Below are 14,393 nucleotides of genomic sequence, written 5' to 3'. Positions count from 1 at the left end.
TCATTTCTCTGCCGATTCCAGAATTAATCCTTGCTTTTTTAAACTGGAAATCAATTCTTCAACATCTCTTTCAGCCTCTTTCGCAGTTACCTCATATGAACTTGTTATTAAAGCCACAAGGGCTTTAATTTCGGATTTTTTTATCATCTTATTCCAGATTTTGGTTCCAATTTTATCAAGTGAAAAATAAGTATCGGTTTTTAGATCCAGAATAACAGTCTCTCCATCTAAATCTCTCCATGCGACTTTGCTTTCATTTATACAATATTTCTTCACTTATCACCTTTATAATATAACTTTATCATTGCAACATCTTGTTTTCAAGATGTATATCGGAAGATATAGAAATGATTTCAATCTATCTTTTATCTCAGGCATAACGGAAAAATAAAGCAATATACGCAAGTGTCTTATGGATAGTCCTCTCGATATTCTGTCTAATAACCAGTTATGCCAAAATGGAAATTTGTAAGAAGCAGCTTTCTTCATTATAGGTTTCGGTATCAAATACCCGCTATCCATTGAGATAACTTTTAAAGCGTGATACACGCAGGGAATACATCCCCACGCTTGAGCGGTTTTTACGAGGAGAAGCCAATCTATAGTCTTTTCTTTTTTAATTAATAGTTTAATGTCGTTAATCCATTTTCTAGAAACATGAAATTCTTTTATCATATGCATGGACAGATAGATTATCATATGCTCAGGACACATTAAATTAAACTTTAAACTGTCAACAGACATCCGTTGCGTCTTTTCCCATATATCATCCAGTCTTATGCCAAATGCATATTTTTGCAGCGGATTTAAATAGTTGATCAGGGTCCAATGAATTTCCACGGGTAAATTACTTCTTTTATAATAAGTAATATGGGTTGCCTTGTTCGATGTTTCATATATGTATCCATTCTCTTTCAGTATTTTTCCAGTATCACGAATTTTTTTTTTATCTACAAGCACATCAATATCTGTTAACACACGTTCTGATATATAATTGGGATACTGTAAAATCAGAGCAATGCCTTTTAATAGTATCACATCTATATCATATAAATTCAGAAGCTTTATTATTTTTTTTATGTCTTCTAATGCTCTGAGATTATGAGCAGTGATATTGATGGTGTTTTGGGGCATATTCATAAGTTTTAATATAATTTTCAGTCTCCTGTGGAATTGATTCCGCATAATAATTACCGTTACATGTAAGCCAGGCATGTCCCATTAAATCTGTTTTTTTAAAGCAAGACGAAACGCGCTTAATCCCAATATTCAACTTTACTTTTATACCTGCTTTATTTAAAAACCTGTATAAAATAATACTCCTGTTAAGACAGGTTTTTTTATAAAATAGGAAGCTGCGAGTTAATATATAATCCGTATATTTAACAATTTTATCTCCTGAATAATTTCTGTTGTTTTCACCTTTAACGTTTAAAAAATACATTAATTTTTGTACTTTCAGGAATTTAATTAAAAAAGGCAAGATCATCGCGAAAAGAGATATCTTCAGAAAGAGAAATACATCTCGAAATGACAGAAAATTATCTCTAATTTTCTTAAGAAGACGCATCTAGAAGGGTCTCTTTTATGTAGAAAAAATGCTGCTTTGAAAGGTCAATTTCTTTAGAAGGAGAGACTGCTTTGCCATTTTTATCTTCAAACACGCTTACCACAGGTCTTGATGGAGAGTTGCTACTAATCCTAATTACCTTAGCTTTATCCTCTGTATTAAGTAATACGTTATAGCCTATAGGATAGAACGTAATCTGTTCAAGAAGCGCTTTCAAGATTTTTCTGTTGAATCTTCCTCCAGAAATTTCAACAATGTTTTTAATGGCTTCGTACGGAGATAGATGCTCTTTGTATGGTCTGGGATGGGTCATTGCTTCAAAGGTGTCGGCCAAGCCGACAATCTGCTCGAGTTCAGTTATGTCGCCATTTTTTATTTTATTGGGATATCCTGTACCGTCAATTCTTTCATGTGACGAATATATGGTTTTCCTGACTGTTGGAGAAAAACCTTTTGACTGCTTAAGGATTTTTACGCCGTACCATGGATGTTTCCTTATCTCGTCAAGCTGTTCAATGGTTAACTCCTTACAGGAATTAAAAATTTCATTATCTATTTTCACCATTCCTATGTCATGAAGCAGTCCGATTATTCCTAATTCAATAAGTTGCTCATTGGTATAATTTAACCCGAGTCCCATATTTATACATATAAAAGCTACATTAACAGAATGTATAGAGGGATAGTTACTATCCATGTATGTTTCGGCAAGGTTGGTGAATACCTCATGATTGTGCCTGACTTCTTTTACTGTTTTTGTAATAATATCTCTGACCTCTTTCTCATTAATAACCTTGTTTTGCTTAAGGTCATTCCAAAGACTTTTCATAAATTCTAACAGGTTATAATAAAGTTTTAAATGTTCATCCTGTTTTTTAGAATCAGGTTGCTTATTAGAAAACTTCAAAGAATTTTTGTCAGATTCTGGAGAATCATCTTTTCTTACTAAATCGGATATTCTTACCATGTCAACTCACTTACTCAAATCATCGATTATTTTCATAATGGTTGTTTTGTCAATGGCGTCAATTTTTTTATTAAACCCTATAAATAATGCCAGATCACAGATATTGTTAATCACTCTTGGAATTCCTTTTGAATATGAATAAATTGACGGAAAACATTCTTTCAAAAAAATATCAGAACTTGTTCCAGCAATAGTTAATCTATGCTTTATATAATTAGATATTTCTTTTTCAGATAGCCCTGTTAGATGATAGCTGATTGATATTCTTTGCTTAAATTGAGGAATTTTTGATACTTTTGCTTTTAATTCAGGCTGTCCCATCAAAATAAGGGTTAAAAGAAATTGATCATTTAACTGAAAGTTCAGCAGCAACCTGATCTCTTCAAACATTCTTGTGTCTTCTATCAGTTGAGCCTCATCGATAATTATAATTGTACCCTTATTCAACTCGTAATTTTTATATAAGAGGTCATTGAAAGCATGAACATTGTCAATCTTTATGTTCTTATTAATATTCTCGGCACCCAGCTGATAGAGAATTTCGGGAACAAGTTGTTCTGGCGGAAAGTTAGGGTTAGTAATCAGCGCAATTTCATATTTGTCTTCTGTAAGGTTGTTTATTATGGTTCTGCTTAATAAGGTTTTGCCTGCGCCGTATTCGCCCGTAAGAAGGGCTCCACCCTTCTTATTGGTTACTGCATACATGAGTCTTGTGAAGGCTTCTTCATATTCCTCGGAGTGGTATAAAAACAGGGGGTCAGGAGTATTCTCAAAAGGTTTCTTCTGAAGTCTCCAGTATTCTTTATACAAGATTTACCTTTAAACTTATATACTGGGATTATATAGAAATAAGTATTGAAAGTCTAGGCAAATGAGAATGTCCCGTTTTGGCTTGACAAAAATCATGATGCAATGCTATATATAACTTGCAATATTAATAGTTAAAAAAGGAGGAATTTTGGTATGAAGTGTGTAGCGAAGCCGTTAGCTGTTGTCTTGGCTTTATTATTTGTTGCTGTCTTGTTTTCAAGCTCTGTATGTGCGGAAAAGGTGCGTGTAGCTGTAAGTAAATTCACTGCAAAAGATGCTCCAGGAACTGATTATTGGAGGAAATCTGAGTTAAACATGGGAACTGGAATGGCTGATATGCTGGAAAGCGCATTAACAGAGACCGGGCAGTTTTCCGTTATGAGCAGAATGGATTTAGGAGATATAATCTCCGAGCAGGATCTTGGGGCAAGCGGGAGAGTAAGCAAAAAAACAAAGGCGAAAATTGGAAATATTAAAGGAGCGCAGATAATTCTTAATGGAGTGATTACAGTATTTGAATATTCACAGAAAGGCATGGGTGGGGGAGTAAGCTTTGGCGGATATTCTATTGGTGGAGATACTAAAACTGCAATAGTTGCTGGAATAATAAAGGTTGTAAATGCTGAGACCTCAGAAATGCAGACACTCAGGTTTAGTGGAGAAGCAAAAAGAAGGGGGCTAAGCTTAGGAGCTGCTATACCTTTACCCGGAGCAAAGAGCCTGGGAGTAAGTTTTGGCGGTTTTAAGAAGACCCCAATGGGAGAGGCAACGCAGAAAGCAATTGATGATATCGTTGTGAAGGTTCAGGCACATTGTCAGAATTTGCTGGATGCAGGAACTGTGATGGTTAGTTGTCCTAAATGCGGGACTCAGGTCAAGGAAGGAACAAAATTCTGTCCTAGTTGCGGCGAAGAAATTCCGCAGGCTGCTCTTGAAGAGTGTCCATATTGTAACGCTGAAGTATCTCCTGGCACTGTATTCTGTCCGGAATGCGGGAAGAAAATTCAGGGCGTAACATGTTCGAAATGTGGCGTATCTCTTAAGCCGGGAGCTAAGTTTTGCCCAAAATGCGGGACAAAGGTTCAGTAGTCTAACCTTCTGTTATTTCTTATTGTTATAAAGATTTTATTCATGAATACGGCAAATTTTTTGACTGTTTTTAGGATATTACTGGTGCCTGTCTTTGCTATTTTTCTACACAAAGGAACACCAGAAACTAGACTCATAGCTCTAGGCATATTTTTTATTGCTGGTATAACAGATGCCATAGACGGCTTAATTGCCCGCAAGAGAGATCAAGTGTCCAAATTCGGTAAACACATTGATCCAATAGCAGATAAGATACTTCTTATAACAGCTTTTATAATGCTAATGATGGATGGGAGCATTCCTGTTTTTCTTACAATCGTAGTCGTTGCGCGTGATGTAATTATCATATCCGGTTTTTTAATACTTTACGTTGTTTTAGGAGGTCTTGAGCCCAAGCCCTCAAAAGTTAGCAAATGTACTACCTTTTTGCAAATTTTCACGATCATTTATGCTTTGTTAAATATAAAAGTTCCTTCAATAAGTTTCATTGTATGGACAACAATGGTTTTTACAGTGATATCAGGAATTAATTATACTATACATGGAGTAAAGCTATTAAATGGAGACAGAAAAGCGTAACCCCATTGTTGCAATTCTAGGTCGTCCCAATGTTGGCAAATCAACGCTTTTCAACAGGATAATTGGACAAAGAAAAAGTATAGTAGACTCTTTTTCCGGTCTAACACGGGACAGAATCTATGGAACTGGTCTATGGGGAGGCAAAAGCTTTGAGATTATAGATACTGGAGGTCTGAATTTCGAGAGTTTGGATAATATATCTGCGCAGGTTAGAGCACAAGTTGATGTAGCTATTGTTCAGGCAGATTTTATAATTTTCATGGTTGATGCCAAGACAGGTGTTCTTCCAGTAGATAAAGAGATTATAGATAAAATTCGAAGGACAGATAAAAAATATATTGTAGTTGTTAATAAGGTAGACACTGAAGCGAAGACTAATGATATTTATGATTTCTATCAGTTTGGAACTGATGAACTTTTGCCAATTTCAGCATCTCATGGTTTAAATATTAATACTTTATTAGACAAGGTAACAGAGGATTTTTCTGATAGAGAAAATGCAGTATCATCCGATGAGATAAGAATAGCTATTGTTGGGGGTCCAAATGTTGGAAAGTCTTCCTATGTAAATGCAATACTCGGCGATGAAAGACTTATAGTAGACAAGGAGCCAGGTACAACAAGGGATGCTGTAGATAGCTTTCTAAAGTACAAAAACGCAAGTTTTGTATTAGTTGACACAGCAGGTATTAGAGCGAGAAACAAACTAAAGACAGACGTTGAAAGATATAGTGTAATAAGAGCGCAAAAAGCTATACAACTATCCGATGTAGCGATCTTAATTATAGATATAACGAAAGGGCCAACGCGGGAGGATAAAAAAATAGCCTCTTTTATCTGTGAACAGGGAAAGGGAATAATAATAGCAATTAATAAGGCAGATCTATCAAAAAAGCTGGGTATTGATAAGGGAATATGGCTCGAACAGTTTAAAGCTAACTTAAAGTTTCTTAATTTTGCATCAGTGATTTTTATATCCGCATTGAAAAAAGAAAAGATATTTACGGTCATGGACATGGCCTTTAATGTACATAAATGTTATACGGAACGCATAAGTACTGCAGTGCTTAACAAGATGTTAGAAGATGCGAAAAAACGCAGGCCGTTCTCTTCTACATCCAGCAAGCAGTTGAAAATAAAATATATAACTCAAGTATCAACCTGCCCGCCTACATTTGCTTTGTTTGTTAATAATAGAAATTTGATTATGGAAGACTATCTAAACTATCTGAAAAATAATCTGTATGATAATTTCGGGTTTGAAGGTGTTCCAATAAGGTTTAAAATAAAGGAAACAACATGACAATTATATTGAAAATCCTGGCAATGATTGCAGTAAGTTATCTCTTGGGGGCAATTCCAACAGGTTTTATAATTGGGAAATTAATAAAAAAAATTGATATTAGAGAGTTTGGAAGTGGGAATGTAGGAGCAGCTAATGCATTTAGAGTGCTTGGGATTATTCCCGGAATTATAACACTGATTATTGATATTGCCAAAGGCCTGATTTGCGCAAGTATAATAGCCGCATATTTTCATAGAGGTTGTTCAGATCAGTTGTGTAATTTGTTTCAAATAATAGCGGGAACAAGTTCAATAATAGGTCATAACTGGACTATATTTTTGGATTTTAAAGGAGGAAAAGGAGTTGCAACAAGCACAGGTGTATTTCTCGCTATAGCACCAATTCCTATACTGTTATGCGTCGCAGTATGGGGAATATGCGCTTTAATCACAAGATATGTCTCGCTCTCCTCTATAGTAGCTGCAATAAGTCTGCCTATTTTCATAGGTGTTTTTAATTTCAGGATTGAGAATCTTGTTTTTGGAATAATTGCAGCAGTGTTTGTTGTTATAAGACACAAAAGCAACATAAAAAGACTTTTGCATGGAACGGAAAACAGGATTGGGAAGAAAGGAAAAACATCCCCCTAGTTTCACCTGCGGCAAAACTATTCCCTCTTTGAAGGGGGACTCAGGGGGATGTGAAATTAAATCACGAAGATTTCCATTGCATTCATATGTATTCTTTTGTATTCTATATATAAACAATAGCTAAGATTATCCAGGAGGGTAAACAATGTCTAAAACTGTAACATTGAGACTTGATGACAAGATATACCAGAGATTTCGAGGCATGGCAATCAATGACAATCGGCCGCTTTCAAACTTTATTGAGACCGCTGCTCTGCGCTTCGTGGAAGAACACGAGTACGTGGATGAATTCGAAATGGCGGAAATCAAAGATAACGCAAGCTTGAACCTCAGTATTAAAAACGGTCTTTGTGATGCAAAAGCCAGACGAGGTTGCTTTGTCTGATTTTCGGATATTTGAAACCGACGAGTTTGCAAAGCAGTTTAAGAAGCTATCGTCGCACGATGCTGTTTTTTTGCGCAAGAAACTTGATAGCTATGTCTATCCCCAAATCAAGACAAAGCCTTTCTGGGGGAATAACATCAAGAAGCTTCAGGGGTATTCCCCCGATACTTGGCGATACAGAATCGGCAAGTTCAGACTCTTCTACATTATAGATAAGAATGAACGGATAGTTTTCATCCTTACTGTTGATGATCGAAAGAATGCCTACAAGAAGTGACAGAGATTGCTTCAGGATTTCATCCTTCGCAATGACTTATGAAAACTAAAAATTCTTGCATAACGTACGGTGCTTTGTTAGTATTTAGTCTATTATGAATAATAAAAAAATCTGTGTGCTTGGAGCTGGCGGATGGGGAACAACATTAGCTATTCATCTTTATAAAAAGGGGTTAGAGGTTTCTTTATGGGAAGCATTTCCTGATTATGCAGAGGTTCTCCTTAAACAGAGAAAGAATCCAAAGTTTCTGCCAGAAATAGACATACCTGCTGAAATTTATATAACATCCAAAATAGATGAAGCCATATCAGAGGCTTCTTTAGTAGTTTATGCTGTGCCTTCCCATGTGATGAGAAAGGTCGCAAAAAGTTCTCATGTTCCAGAAGGAGTTGTAAAACTGAGTGTTGCAAAAGGCATTGAGAATAAAACATTAAAAAGGATGTCAGAGATAATCGCAGAAGAGACAGATAATACCAATATTATTGTTCTGTCAGGCCCATCTCATGCAGAAGAGGTGGCAAGGGGAATCCCTACTACAGTTGTGGTTTCCGGGAAAGATATGGATGTTGCGAAACATGTTCAAACAATTTTTATGGCTCGCGATTTTAGAGTATATACAAATTCTGATGTAATTGGCGTTGAATTAGGCGGTGCGCTGAAAAACATAATAGCTATAGCTGCTGGGATTTCTGATGGCCTTGGTTTTGGAGATAATACAAAGTCTGCCTTGCTTACCAGAGGATTGGCAGAGATCAGAAGGCTTGGTGCAAAAATGGGAGCAAACCCCCACACCTTTTCCGGTTTGAGTGGTATAGGTGATTTAATTACAACTTGCACAAGTAAACACAGCAGAAACAGGTTTGTAGGCGAGCAGATTGCAAAGGGAAGGACACTTAGCCAAATCCTTGATTCAATGTCAATGGTATCAGAAGGTGTAAAAACAACTCAGTCAGCATACTTTCTTTCAAAAAAACATAGTGTAGATATGCCAATAACAACTGAAATTTACGAAGTGCTTTTTAATAATAAAGATCCGCGAAAAGCAGTTATGGATTTAATGACAAGAGATGCAAAATCAGAAATAGAATAAGAAATATGGAAATCAATATACCTGATAAACTCTTTTTCTCAATAGGCGAGGTAAGCAGACTCACGAAAGTGGAGTCGTATGTGCTGCGTGACTGGGAAGGAGAATTTAAGCAGTTAAAACCTCAAAAGGACGGCGATGGTAAAAGGAGTTATACTAAAAAAGATATAGAGCTTATACTGCAAATAAAAAAGCTTCTGTGGGAAGATTTATATACAAGAGATGGCGCAAAGAAACAACTTGAAGCACCAAAGAACGGCTTAAAGAAGTCACATGACCATGAACTAGTTAATATAATAAAAGATATCAATAAAGAGCTTACTGATATACGAGCTATTTTAAATAGGTAATCAATCGGGGCGTGGCGCAGCTTGGTAGCGCGCTTGAATGGGGTTCAAGAGGTCGCTGGTTCGAATCCAGTCGCCCCGACCAAATTAACAGGAATAAAAGATGTTCAGCTATATTCTTCGTAAGATTTTTGGCACAAAGAATGACCGTGAGCTTAAAAAGCTATGGAAATATGTAGGCGCTGTAAACCAGTTCTGGGAGGGATATCAGAGTCTTTCTGATTCCGAGCTGCAGGCTAAAACTGATGAGTTTAGAGAGCGGCTGAAAAAGGGCGAAACTGAAGATGATATTCTTTCAGAAGCATTTGCAGTAGTAAAAGAATCGGCAAAACGTGTCTTTTCCAACCCAGAGATTGCAGAGAAACTTTTTGGAGACCCGAACCAGCGGAGGTTTGGGTCTCACTTTGATGTGCAGCTTATAGGAGGAGTAGTACTTCACGAGGGAAAGATTGTGGAGATGTCAACGGGAGAAGGAAAAACACTTGTTGCAACACTATCTGCATATCTCAATGCGCTTTCAGGCAAGGGAGTCCATATAGTAACAGTGAATGACTTTCTGGCAAAAAGAGATGCAGCCTGGATGGGAGAGGTATATAAGTTTCTGGGATTGTCTGTAGGTTTCATTCAGCACGATATGAATCCGCAGGAAAGGCAAATTGCCTATGGAGCTGATATTACTTATGGAACAAATAATGAATTCGGGTTTGACTATTTGAGAGATAATATGGCTACAAGAAAGGAGGATAAGGTTCAAAGAGGACTCAACTATGCTGTTGTTGATGAGGTAGACAGTATTTTAATAGATGAGGCTCGCACCCCATTAATTATCTCCGGACCAGCTGAGGAATCGACGGATAAATACTATAAATTAGAACAAATTTTCTCCCGGCTTAAAGAAGGAATACGCAATGAAGAAACCAAGCAGGAAACAGGGGACTATATAAAGGATGAAAAGGCCCATACTACCTATCTTACTGAAGAAGGGGAAATGAAAGTAGCCAAACTACTGGGTTTAGAAGACCTTCACACTCTTGAGACCATGGAATATAAACATCATGCCGAACAAATGCTTAAGGCGCATTGCAATTTCCAGCGGGATAAGGACTATATGGTAAAAAATGGTCAGGTGGTTATTGTAGATGAGTTCACTGGCAGAATTATGCCCGGAAGGCGTTATTCGGATGGCTTGCATCAGGCGCTTGAGGCAAAAGAGGAAGTGAAGATAGAACAGGAGAGCCAAACACTTGCAACAGTAACATTTCAAAATTATTTCAGAATGTATAAGAAGCTGGCTGGAATGACCGGAACAGCAGAGACTGAAGCCGTGGAATTCCACAAGATCTATAATTTAGAGGTAGTTGTAATACCCCCAAACAAAGTCCTTAAGAGAACTAATTATCCGGATGTGATTTATAAAACAGAGAAGGAAAAATTCAAGGCTATAATACAGGAGATTAAAGAGCTTTACAAGCTTGGAAGACCTGTGCTTGTAGGTACCATATCTATAGAAAAGTCAGAAGTTTTAGATCAGATGCTTAAGAAAGAGGGGATTCCTCATGAGGTTTTAAATGCCAAATATCATGAACAGGAGGCAAAGATAATAGAAAGAGCAGGTCAGGAAAAATCTGTGACAATAGCAACAAACATGGCTGGCAGAGGAACTGATATTGTTTTGGGAGATGGCATAGCGAATCGCGGAGGATTGCATATATTAGGCACAGAACGCCATGAGGCAAGGCGTATAGATAACCAGCTTCGGGGACGGGCAGGCAGACAAGGAGATCCAGGCTCTTCAAGGTTTTACCTGTCTTTTGATGATGATCTTATGCGAATTTTTGGTTCTGACAGAATTAGGGGGCTTATGGAAAGAATGGGCATGCCTGATGGGCAGCCAATAGAACATAGAATGGTAACAAAAGCAATAGAAAATGCTCAAAAGAGAGTTGAAGGCCGCAATTTTGATATACGTAAAGACCTGCTCAAGTATGACGATGTAATGAATAAACAAAGAGAGGTAATTTACCAGCAAAGAGATATGGTGCTGGAAGGTAAAAAGTTGGAAGATTATGTATCTGATATGATAAATGAAATTGTAGAGAAAAAACTTTCTATTTACACCCCGGAAAACATTCATCCTGAAGAATGGGATTTGGACGGACTTTCAGCTTGGCTTAGACAGAGCGCAGGTATTTCTTTTAATAGGAATGAAGTAGACCCCGTTAAGATAGAATATCCGGATTTAAAAAAATCTTTAGTTAGCAGGATTAAGAAGGCTTATGAAGCTAAGAGGAGTGTAATTGTACCTCAGGCTGAGCAGGCAATAATGCTGCATGTAATAGATACAAAATGGAAGGACCTCCTCTATGCTATGGACACTCTTAGAGAAGGGATAGGTTATCAGGCTTACGGACAGAAGGATCCCCTTGTAGAATATAAGAGGGAAGGAGTCAATATGTTCTTTGCGATGGTTGAGAGCATAGAAGAGGAAATTATTGAGTATGTTTTAAAGATTCAGGTTGGAGATGAAGCAATTCATATGAAAGAAGTTTTTGATGCTTCGTCTCAACATCTTAGCCATGAACAGGCAAAGGATATGAGGCATCTCAGCCAGAGGCAAATGCCTCAGCGGCAGGAGATGCATACAAATCAACCTGAGGGAGAAGCAGCTCCAAGGGAGCCATACAAGAGAGAAGAGAAAAAGATAGGGCGTAATGAGCCCTGTCCATGTGGAAGTGGAAAGAAGTATAAGAAGTGTTGCGGAGCAAATGCGTAATTTATGAGCATGGATAAACAGTCTCTACAAGAAGAACTGTTGGGTGTCGTGAGGCTCACAAAACAGTATCTATGCGAACAGGGCATGGAAGTTAAGAATCCTACGCAGGAGGAGTGCGCAGGAGGGCTCTTAGACTTGAAGGAGAGAATAAAGGACTGTCAAAAGTGTCCACTTGCAAAAACAAGAACTCATCTGGTTTTTGGCGCTGGAGATGAGCATGCAAAGCTTATGTTTGTTGGCGAAGCACCTGGAAGAGATGAGGATTTACAAGGTGAGCCATTTGTGGGTAAAGCTGGACAGCTTTTAACAAAAATAATAAATTCAATAGGGCTTAAAAGAACGGATGTTTATATAGCTAATATTCTTAAGTGCAGGCCTCCGGGGAATAGGAATCCTGAGCCTTATGAAATCGCTGTGTGTCAGGAATATTTGTTGGAACAGATAAGCATAATAAAGCCAAAGATTATTTGTTCTTTAGGTAAGTTTGCTGCACAAACTCTTCTCAATAACCAACAGCCTATCTCTCAACTTAGAGGGAGATTCTTTGAATACAGGAATGCAAAATTAATTCCTACGTTTCATCCTGCTTACTTGTTATACAATCCAAACGAAAAAAAACTCGTCTGGCAGGATATGAAGAAGATTAAAGCAGAATATGAGAAAACGTAGCTATTTCTGATAGGTAGCTATAGGCCCTTTTCGTTCTAATCTGTTAATGTAATAGAACATGTTCATAGCCTCTTTAGCTTCTTGGGATATATTCAGGAATTTTGCTCCTATATCATATACGTCACTGCTGATTTTTTTGGAGTGAGTTACTTCTGCATTAACTGTAAAGAATTTTCCCAAATTCGGCATTTTTATTCTAAGTGAAAGTTTTATACCTTTCGGAATATCTTCGTCTGTTTCGAATTGTATGCCTCCTCCACTAAGATCTCGCGCAGTTGTTTTCTTAATTGTTTTTTCTCTTGCAGGATTATAGACTTTCTCATATTCTATAGGAATGGATATAGAAAATCTGACATCATGCCGCGATCTTTCAATTGGTATTTTTGGATTAGGCATAGTACGATAGCTCCTCTCTTATCTGGTTTAATTATACAAGACTTTGGACGTTTGTCAAATTCTCTAACAGATCATCTATATTTACCAGTTTATTTTCACCTGTATCTCTTTTATGGATTTCCACAACATTGTCTTTTGCTTTTTGAGCACTAATTGTAATTCTGACTGGTATTCCAATTAAATCTGCATCTTTAAATTTTATACCTGGCCGTTCGTCCCTATCATCAATAATGACCTCTATTTTCTTTGACAGCAAAATTTTATATATATTCTCTGCTATCTGCATTGTCTCGTTGTCATTAACATTTAAAGGCAAAACTTCTACCTGATATGGAGCTATTGATTTTGGCCATATTATCCCATGTTCATCGTTATTTTGTTCTATAACTGCTGCAATAATTCTGGATATTCCAATTCCATAACAACCCATAACAATTGTTTTTTCTTTGCCGTGTTTATCGAGGAATTTTGCTTCCATAGACTTGCTGTATTTAGTTCCAAGTTTAAATATATGTCCGAGTTCTATACCTCTGTTAGTTTTCATCTGCTTGGCACATTGGGGACATTTGTCTCCTTCGGCTTTTTCCATACTTGCGCTATATCCACAGGATTGACATATAACGATTGCATCTTCTCCTGCATCAGCTAATGCCATAAATTCATGAGATACATCCCCTCCCATAATGCCGGATTCCGCTTCAACAATTTGATATTTCAATGCGCATCTGTCAAATATTTTGCAATAAACATCATACATTTTCTTATAGTTTTTATTTAATCCCTCAATATCTCTATCAAAGCTGTATGCATCTTTCATGATAAATTCTCTGGCTCTGATAACTCCAAATCGCGGTCTTATTTCATCTCTGAACTTTGTTTGAATCTGATAGAGTGTGACAGGTAGCTGTCTGTATGATTTAACTTCTTTGCGAATAATATCTGTTACAATCTCTTCATGTGTTGGGCCAAGACCAAATTGTCTCTTGTGGCGGTCTTGAACCTTCATCATCTCCTTACCCATCTTATTCCATCTTCCACTTTCCTGCCATAGTTGCTCAGGTTGAAGAGTTGGCATCAGAAGTTCTAAAGCTCCAGAGGCGTCCATTTCTTCTCGAACGATATTTTCTATTTTGCGTAATACTTTAAGTCCTAGAGGCATAAAAATGTATATGCCTGCAGCGAGCTTTTTGATAAGCCCGGCGCGAAGCATTAATTTATGAGACGAAATTTCTGCCTCAGAAGGTGCCTGCCACAGAGTATTTATAAGAGATTCGGTCCAACGCATAATATTTTATACTTTTTTTATTTATACCTTTTTATTGCTATGAAGTATAATTTATCTATGCTGGGTTGTAAAGCGGATTAAAATTTTCCTTGATAGCATAGGAAATTATATCAATCTATCTAATTTCAAATTATGCTATGATTGGTAGTAGCTATGTTGAATGACAGTCCTATCTACTACAAAAACAGGCTCATCCAGATATTTCGAGATCATTGGGAAGGGTT

Annotated in this window: 17 protein-coding genes and 1 tRNA gene; 11 read left to right on the top strand and 7 right to left on the bottom strand. The window is 37.1% G+C overall.

The features are described 5' to 3' along the window. Genes KKC91_11600 through KKC91_11580 form a run of 5 tightly spaced genes read right to left on the bottom strand, consistent with a single transcriptional unit; the run spans window position 1 to window position 3,347 of the window. Window positions 1-276, bottom strand: a complete 276-nt coding sequence (locus tag KKC91_11600) for a PqqD family protein (GenBank protein ID MBU0479196.1) — start codon at window positions 274-276, stop codon at window positions 1-3. Window positions 277-285: 9 nt separating this feature from the next. Then, window positions 286-1,140, bottom strand: a complete 855-nt coding sequence (locus KKC91_11595; GenBank protein MBU0479195.1) for a nucleotidyltransferase family protein — start codon at window positions 1,138-1,140, stop codon at window positions 286-288. Beyond that, the gene (locus KKC91_11590; protein ID MBU0479194.1) at window positions 1,100-1,570 is read right to left on the bottom strand and encodes a lasso peptide biosynthesis B2 protein; all 471 of its coding nucleotides are present in this window, start codon (window positions 1,568-1,570) and stop codon (window positions 1,100-1,102) included. Before KKC91_11590 ends, KKC91_11595 begins: the two co-directional genes overlap by 41 nt. Continuing rightward, window positions 1,557-2,537, bottom strand: a complete 981-nt coding sequence (locus KKC91_11585) for an HD-GYP domain-containing protein (protein MBU0479193.1) — start codon at window positions 2,535-2,537, stop codon at window positions 1,557-1,559. Before KKC91_11585 ends, KKC91_11590 begins: the two co-directional genes overlap by 14 nt. Before the next feature lie 6 nt (window positions 2,538-2,543). Continuing rightward, complete coding sequence (locus KKC91_11580) at window positions 2,544-3,347, bottom strand: AAA family ATPase (GenBank protein ID MBU0479192.1); 804 nt, start codon at window positions 3,345-3,347, stop codon at window positions 2,544-2,546. Window positions 3,348-3,500: 153 nt separating this feature from the next. Here KKC91_11580 and KKC91_11575 point away from each other — a divergent pair, with 153 nt between their 5' ends. From KKC91_11575 to KKC91_11525, 11 genes are all read left to right on the top strand, one after another. After that, window positions 3,501-4,436, top strand: coding sequence for a zinc-ribbon domain-containing protein (locus tag KKC91_11575; protein MBU0479191.1), 936 nt, complete (start codon window positions 3,501-3,503; stop codon window positions 4,434-4,436). A 42-nt stretch (window positions 4,437-4,478) separates the two neighbouring features. Beyond that, window positions 4,479-5,015: a CDP-alcohol phosphatidyltransferase family protein gene (locus KKC91_11570; protein ID MBU0479190.1), complete on the top strand. Its 537-nt coding sequence runs from the start codon at window positions 4,479-4,481 to the stop codon at window positions 5,013-5,015. Next, on the top strand, window positions 4,996-6,318 hold the full coding sequence (der, locus tag KKC91_11565) for a ribosome biogenesis GTPase Der (GenBank protein ID MBU0479189.1): 1,323 nt from the start codon (window positions 4,996-4,998) through the stop codon (window positions 6,316-6,318). Before KKC91_11570 ends, der begins: the two co-directional genes overlap by 20 nt. Further along, the gene (gene plsY / locus KKC91_11560) at window positions 6,315-6,950 is read left to right on the top strand and encodes a glycerol-3-phosphate 1-O-acyltransferase PlsY (GenBank protein MBU0479188.1); all 636 of its coding nucleotides are present in this window, start codon (window positions 6,315-6,317) and stop codon (window positions 6,948-6,950) included. The genes der and plsY overlap by 4 nt, the downstream gene beginning before the upstream one ends. 145 nt (window positions 6,951-7,095) lie before the next feature. Continuing rightward, window positions 7,096-7,335 (top strand): CopG family transcriptional regulator, encoded by a 240-nt coding sequence (locus KKC91_11555; GenBank protein ID MBU0479187.1) that lies wholly within the window; start codon window positions 7,096-7,098, stop codon window positions 7,333-7,335. After that, window positions 7,328-7,612 carry a type II toxin-antitoxin system RelE/ParE family toxin gene (locus tag KKC91_11550; GenBank protein ID MBU0479186.1) on the top strand — a complete coding sequence of 95 codons (285 nt, stop codon included), beginning with the start codon at window positions 7,328-7,330 and terminating at the stop codon, window positions 7,610-7,612. Before KKC91_11555 ends, KKC91_11550 begins: the two co-directional genes overlap by 8 nt. Before the next feature lie 94 nt (window positions 7,613-7,706). Beyond that, window positions 7,707-8,702 carry an NAD(P)H-dependent glycerol-3-phosphate dehydrogenase gene (locus tag KKC91_11545; GenBank protein ID MBU0479185.1) on the top strand — a complete coding sequence of 332 codons (996 nt, stop codon included), beginning with the start codon at window positions 7,707-7,709 and terminating at the stop codon, window positions 8,700-8,702. A gap of 5 nt (window positions 8,703-8,707) precedes the next feature. Continuing rightward, window positions 8,708-9,049: a MerR family transcriptional regulator gene (locus KKC91_11540; GenBank protein ID MBU0479184.1), complete on the top strand. Its 342-nt coding sequence runs from the start codon at window positions 8,708-8,710 to the stop codon at window positions 9,047-9,049. Between the two features lie 5 nt (window positions 9,050-9,054). Continuing rightward, window positions 9,055-9,131, top strand: a tRNA-Pro gene (locus KKC91_11535). A gap of 18 nt (window positions 9,132-9,149) precedes the next feature. Next, window positions 9,150-11,819 (top strand): preprotein translocase subunit SecA, encoded by a 2,670-nt coding sequence (gene secA / locus KKC91_11530; protein ID MBU0479183.1) that lies wholly within the window; start codon window positions 9,150-9,152, stop codon window positions 11,817-11,819. 3 nt (window positions 11,820-11,822) lie between these two features. Next, entirely contained in the window at window positions 11,823-12,488 is a 666-nt protein-coding gene (locus KKC91_11525; protein ID MBU0479182.1) for a uracil-DNA glycosylase, read from the top strand. Here the strand turns inward: KKC91_11525 and KKC91_11520 are convergent, their stop codons facing one another. Then, on the bottom strand, window positions 12,489-12,884 hold the full coding sequence (locus KKC91_11520; protein ID MBU0479181.1) for a PilZ domain-containing protein: 396 nt from the start codon (window positions 12,882-12,884) through the stop codon (window positions 12,489-12,491). A gap of 31 nt (window positions 12,885-12,915) precedes the next feature. Next, window positions 12,916-14,169, bottom strand: a complete 1,254-nt coding sequence (proS, locus tag KKC91_11515) for a proline--tRNA ligase (GenBank protein ID MBU0479180.1) — start codon at window positions 14,167-14,169, stop codon at window positions 12,916-12,918. Window positions 14,170-14,393 lie beyond the last annotated feature (224 nt).

Source organism: bacterium, assembly GCA_018812485.1.
GTDB lineage: Bacteria > JAHJDO01 > JAHJDO01 > JAHJDO01 > JAHJDO01 > JAHJDO01.
This window is presented reverse-complemented; position numbering and strand designations above follow the sequence as displayed.

Excerpts from the sequence above, each read along its gene's own strand:
- KKC91_11525 (MBU0479182.1), top strand. The coding sequence starts at position 11,823 with ATGAGCATGGATAAACAGTCTCTACAAGAAGAACTGTTGGGTGTCGTG.
- secA (MBU0479183.1), top strand. The coding sequence starts at position 9,150 with ATGTTCAGCTATATTCTTCGTAAGATTTTTGGCACAAAGAATGACCGT.
- KKC91_11590 (MBU0479194.1), bottom strand. The coding sequence starts at position 1,570 with ATGCGTCTTCTTAAGAAAATTAGAGATAATTTTCTGTCATTTCGAGAT.
- der (MBU0479189.1), top strand. The coding sequence starts at position 4,996 with ATGGAGACAGAAAAGCGTAACCCCATTGTTGCAATTCTAGGTCGTCCC.
- KKC91_11595 (MBU0479195.1), bottom strand. The coding sequence starts at position 1,140 with ATGAATATGCCCCAAAACACCATCAATATCACTGCTCATAATCTCAGA.
- proS (MBU0479180.1), bottom strand. The coding sequence starts at position 14,169 with ATGCGTTGGACCGAATCTCTTATAAATACTCTGTGGCAGGCACCTTCT.
- KKC91_11545 (MBU0479185.1), top strand. The coding sequence starts at position 7,707 with ATGAATAATAAAAAAATCTGTGTGCTTGGAGCTGGCGGATGGGGAACA.
- KKC91_11540 (MBU0479184.1), top strand. The coding sequence starts at position 8,708 with ATGGAAATCAATATACCTGATAAACTCTTTTTCTCAATAGGCGAGGTA.
- KKC91_11555 (MBU0479187.1), top strand. The coding sequence starts at position 7,096 with ATGTCTAAAACTGTAACATTGAGACTTGATGACAAGATATACCAGAGA.
- KKC91_11570 (MBU0479190.1), top strand. The coding sequence starts at position 4,479 with ATGAATACGGCAAATTTTTTGACTGTTTTTAGGATATTACTGGTGCCT.
- KKC91_11575 (MBU0479191.1), top strand. The coding sequence starts at position 3,501 with ATGAAGTGTGTAGCGAAGCCGTTAGCTGTTGTCTTGGCTTTATTATTT.
- KKC91_11585 (MBU0479193.1), bottom strand. The coding sequence starts at position 2,537 with ATGGTAAGAATATCCGATTTAGTAAGAAAAGATGATTCTCCAGAATCT.
- plsY (MBU0479188.1), top strand. The coding sequence starts at position 6,315 with ATGACAATTATATTGAAAATCCTGGCAATGATTGCAGTAAGTTATCTC.
- KKC91_11520 (MBU0479181.1), bottom strand. The coding sequence starts at position 12,884 with ATGCCTAATCCAAAAATACCAATTGAAAGATCGCGGCATGATGTCAGA.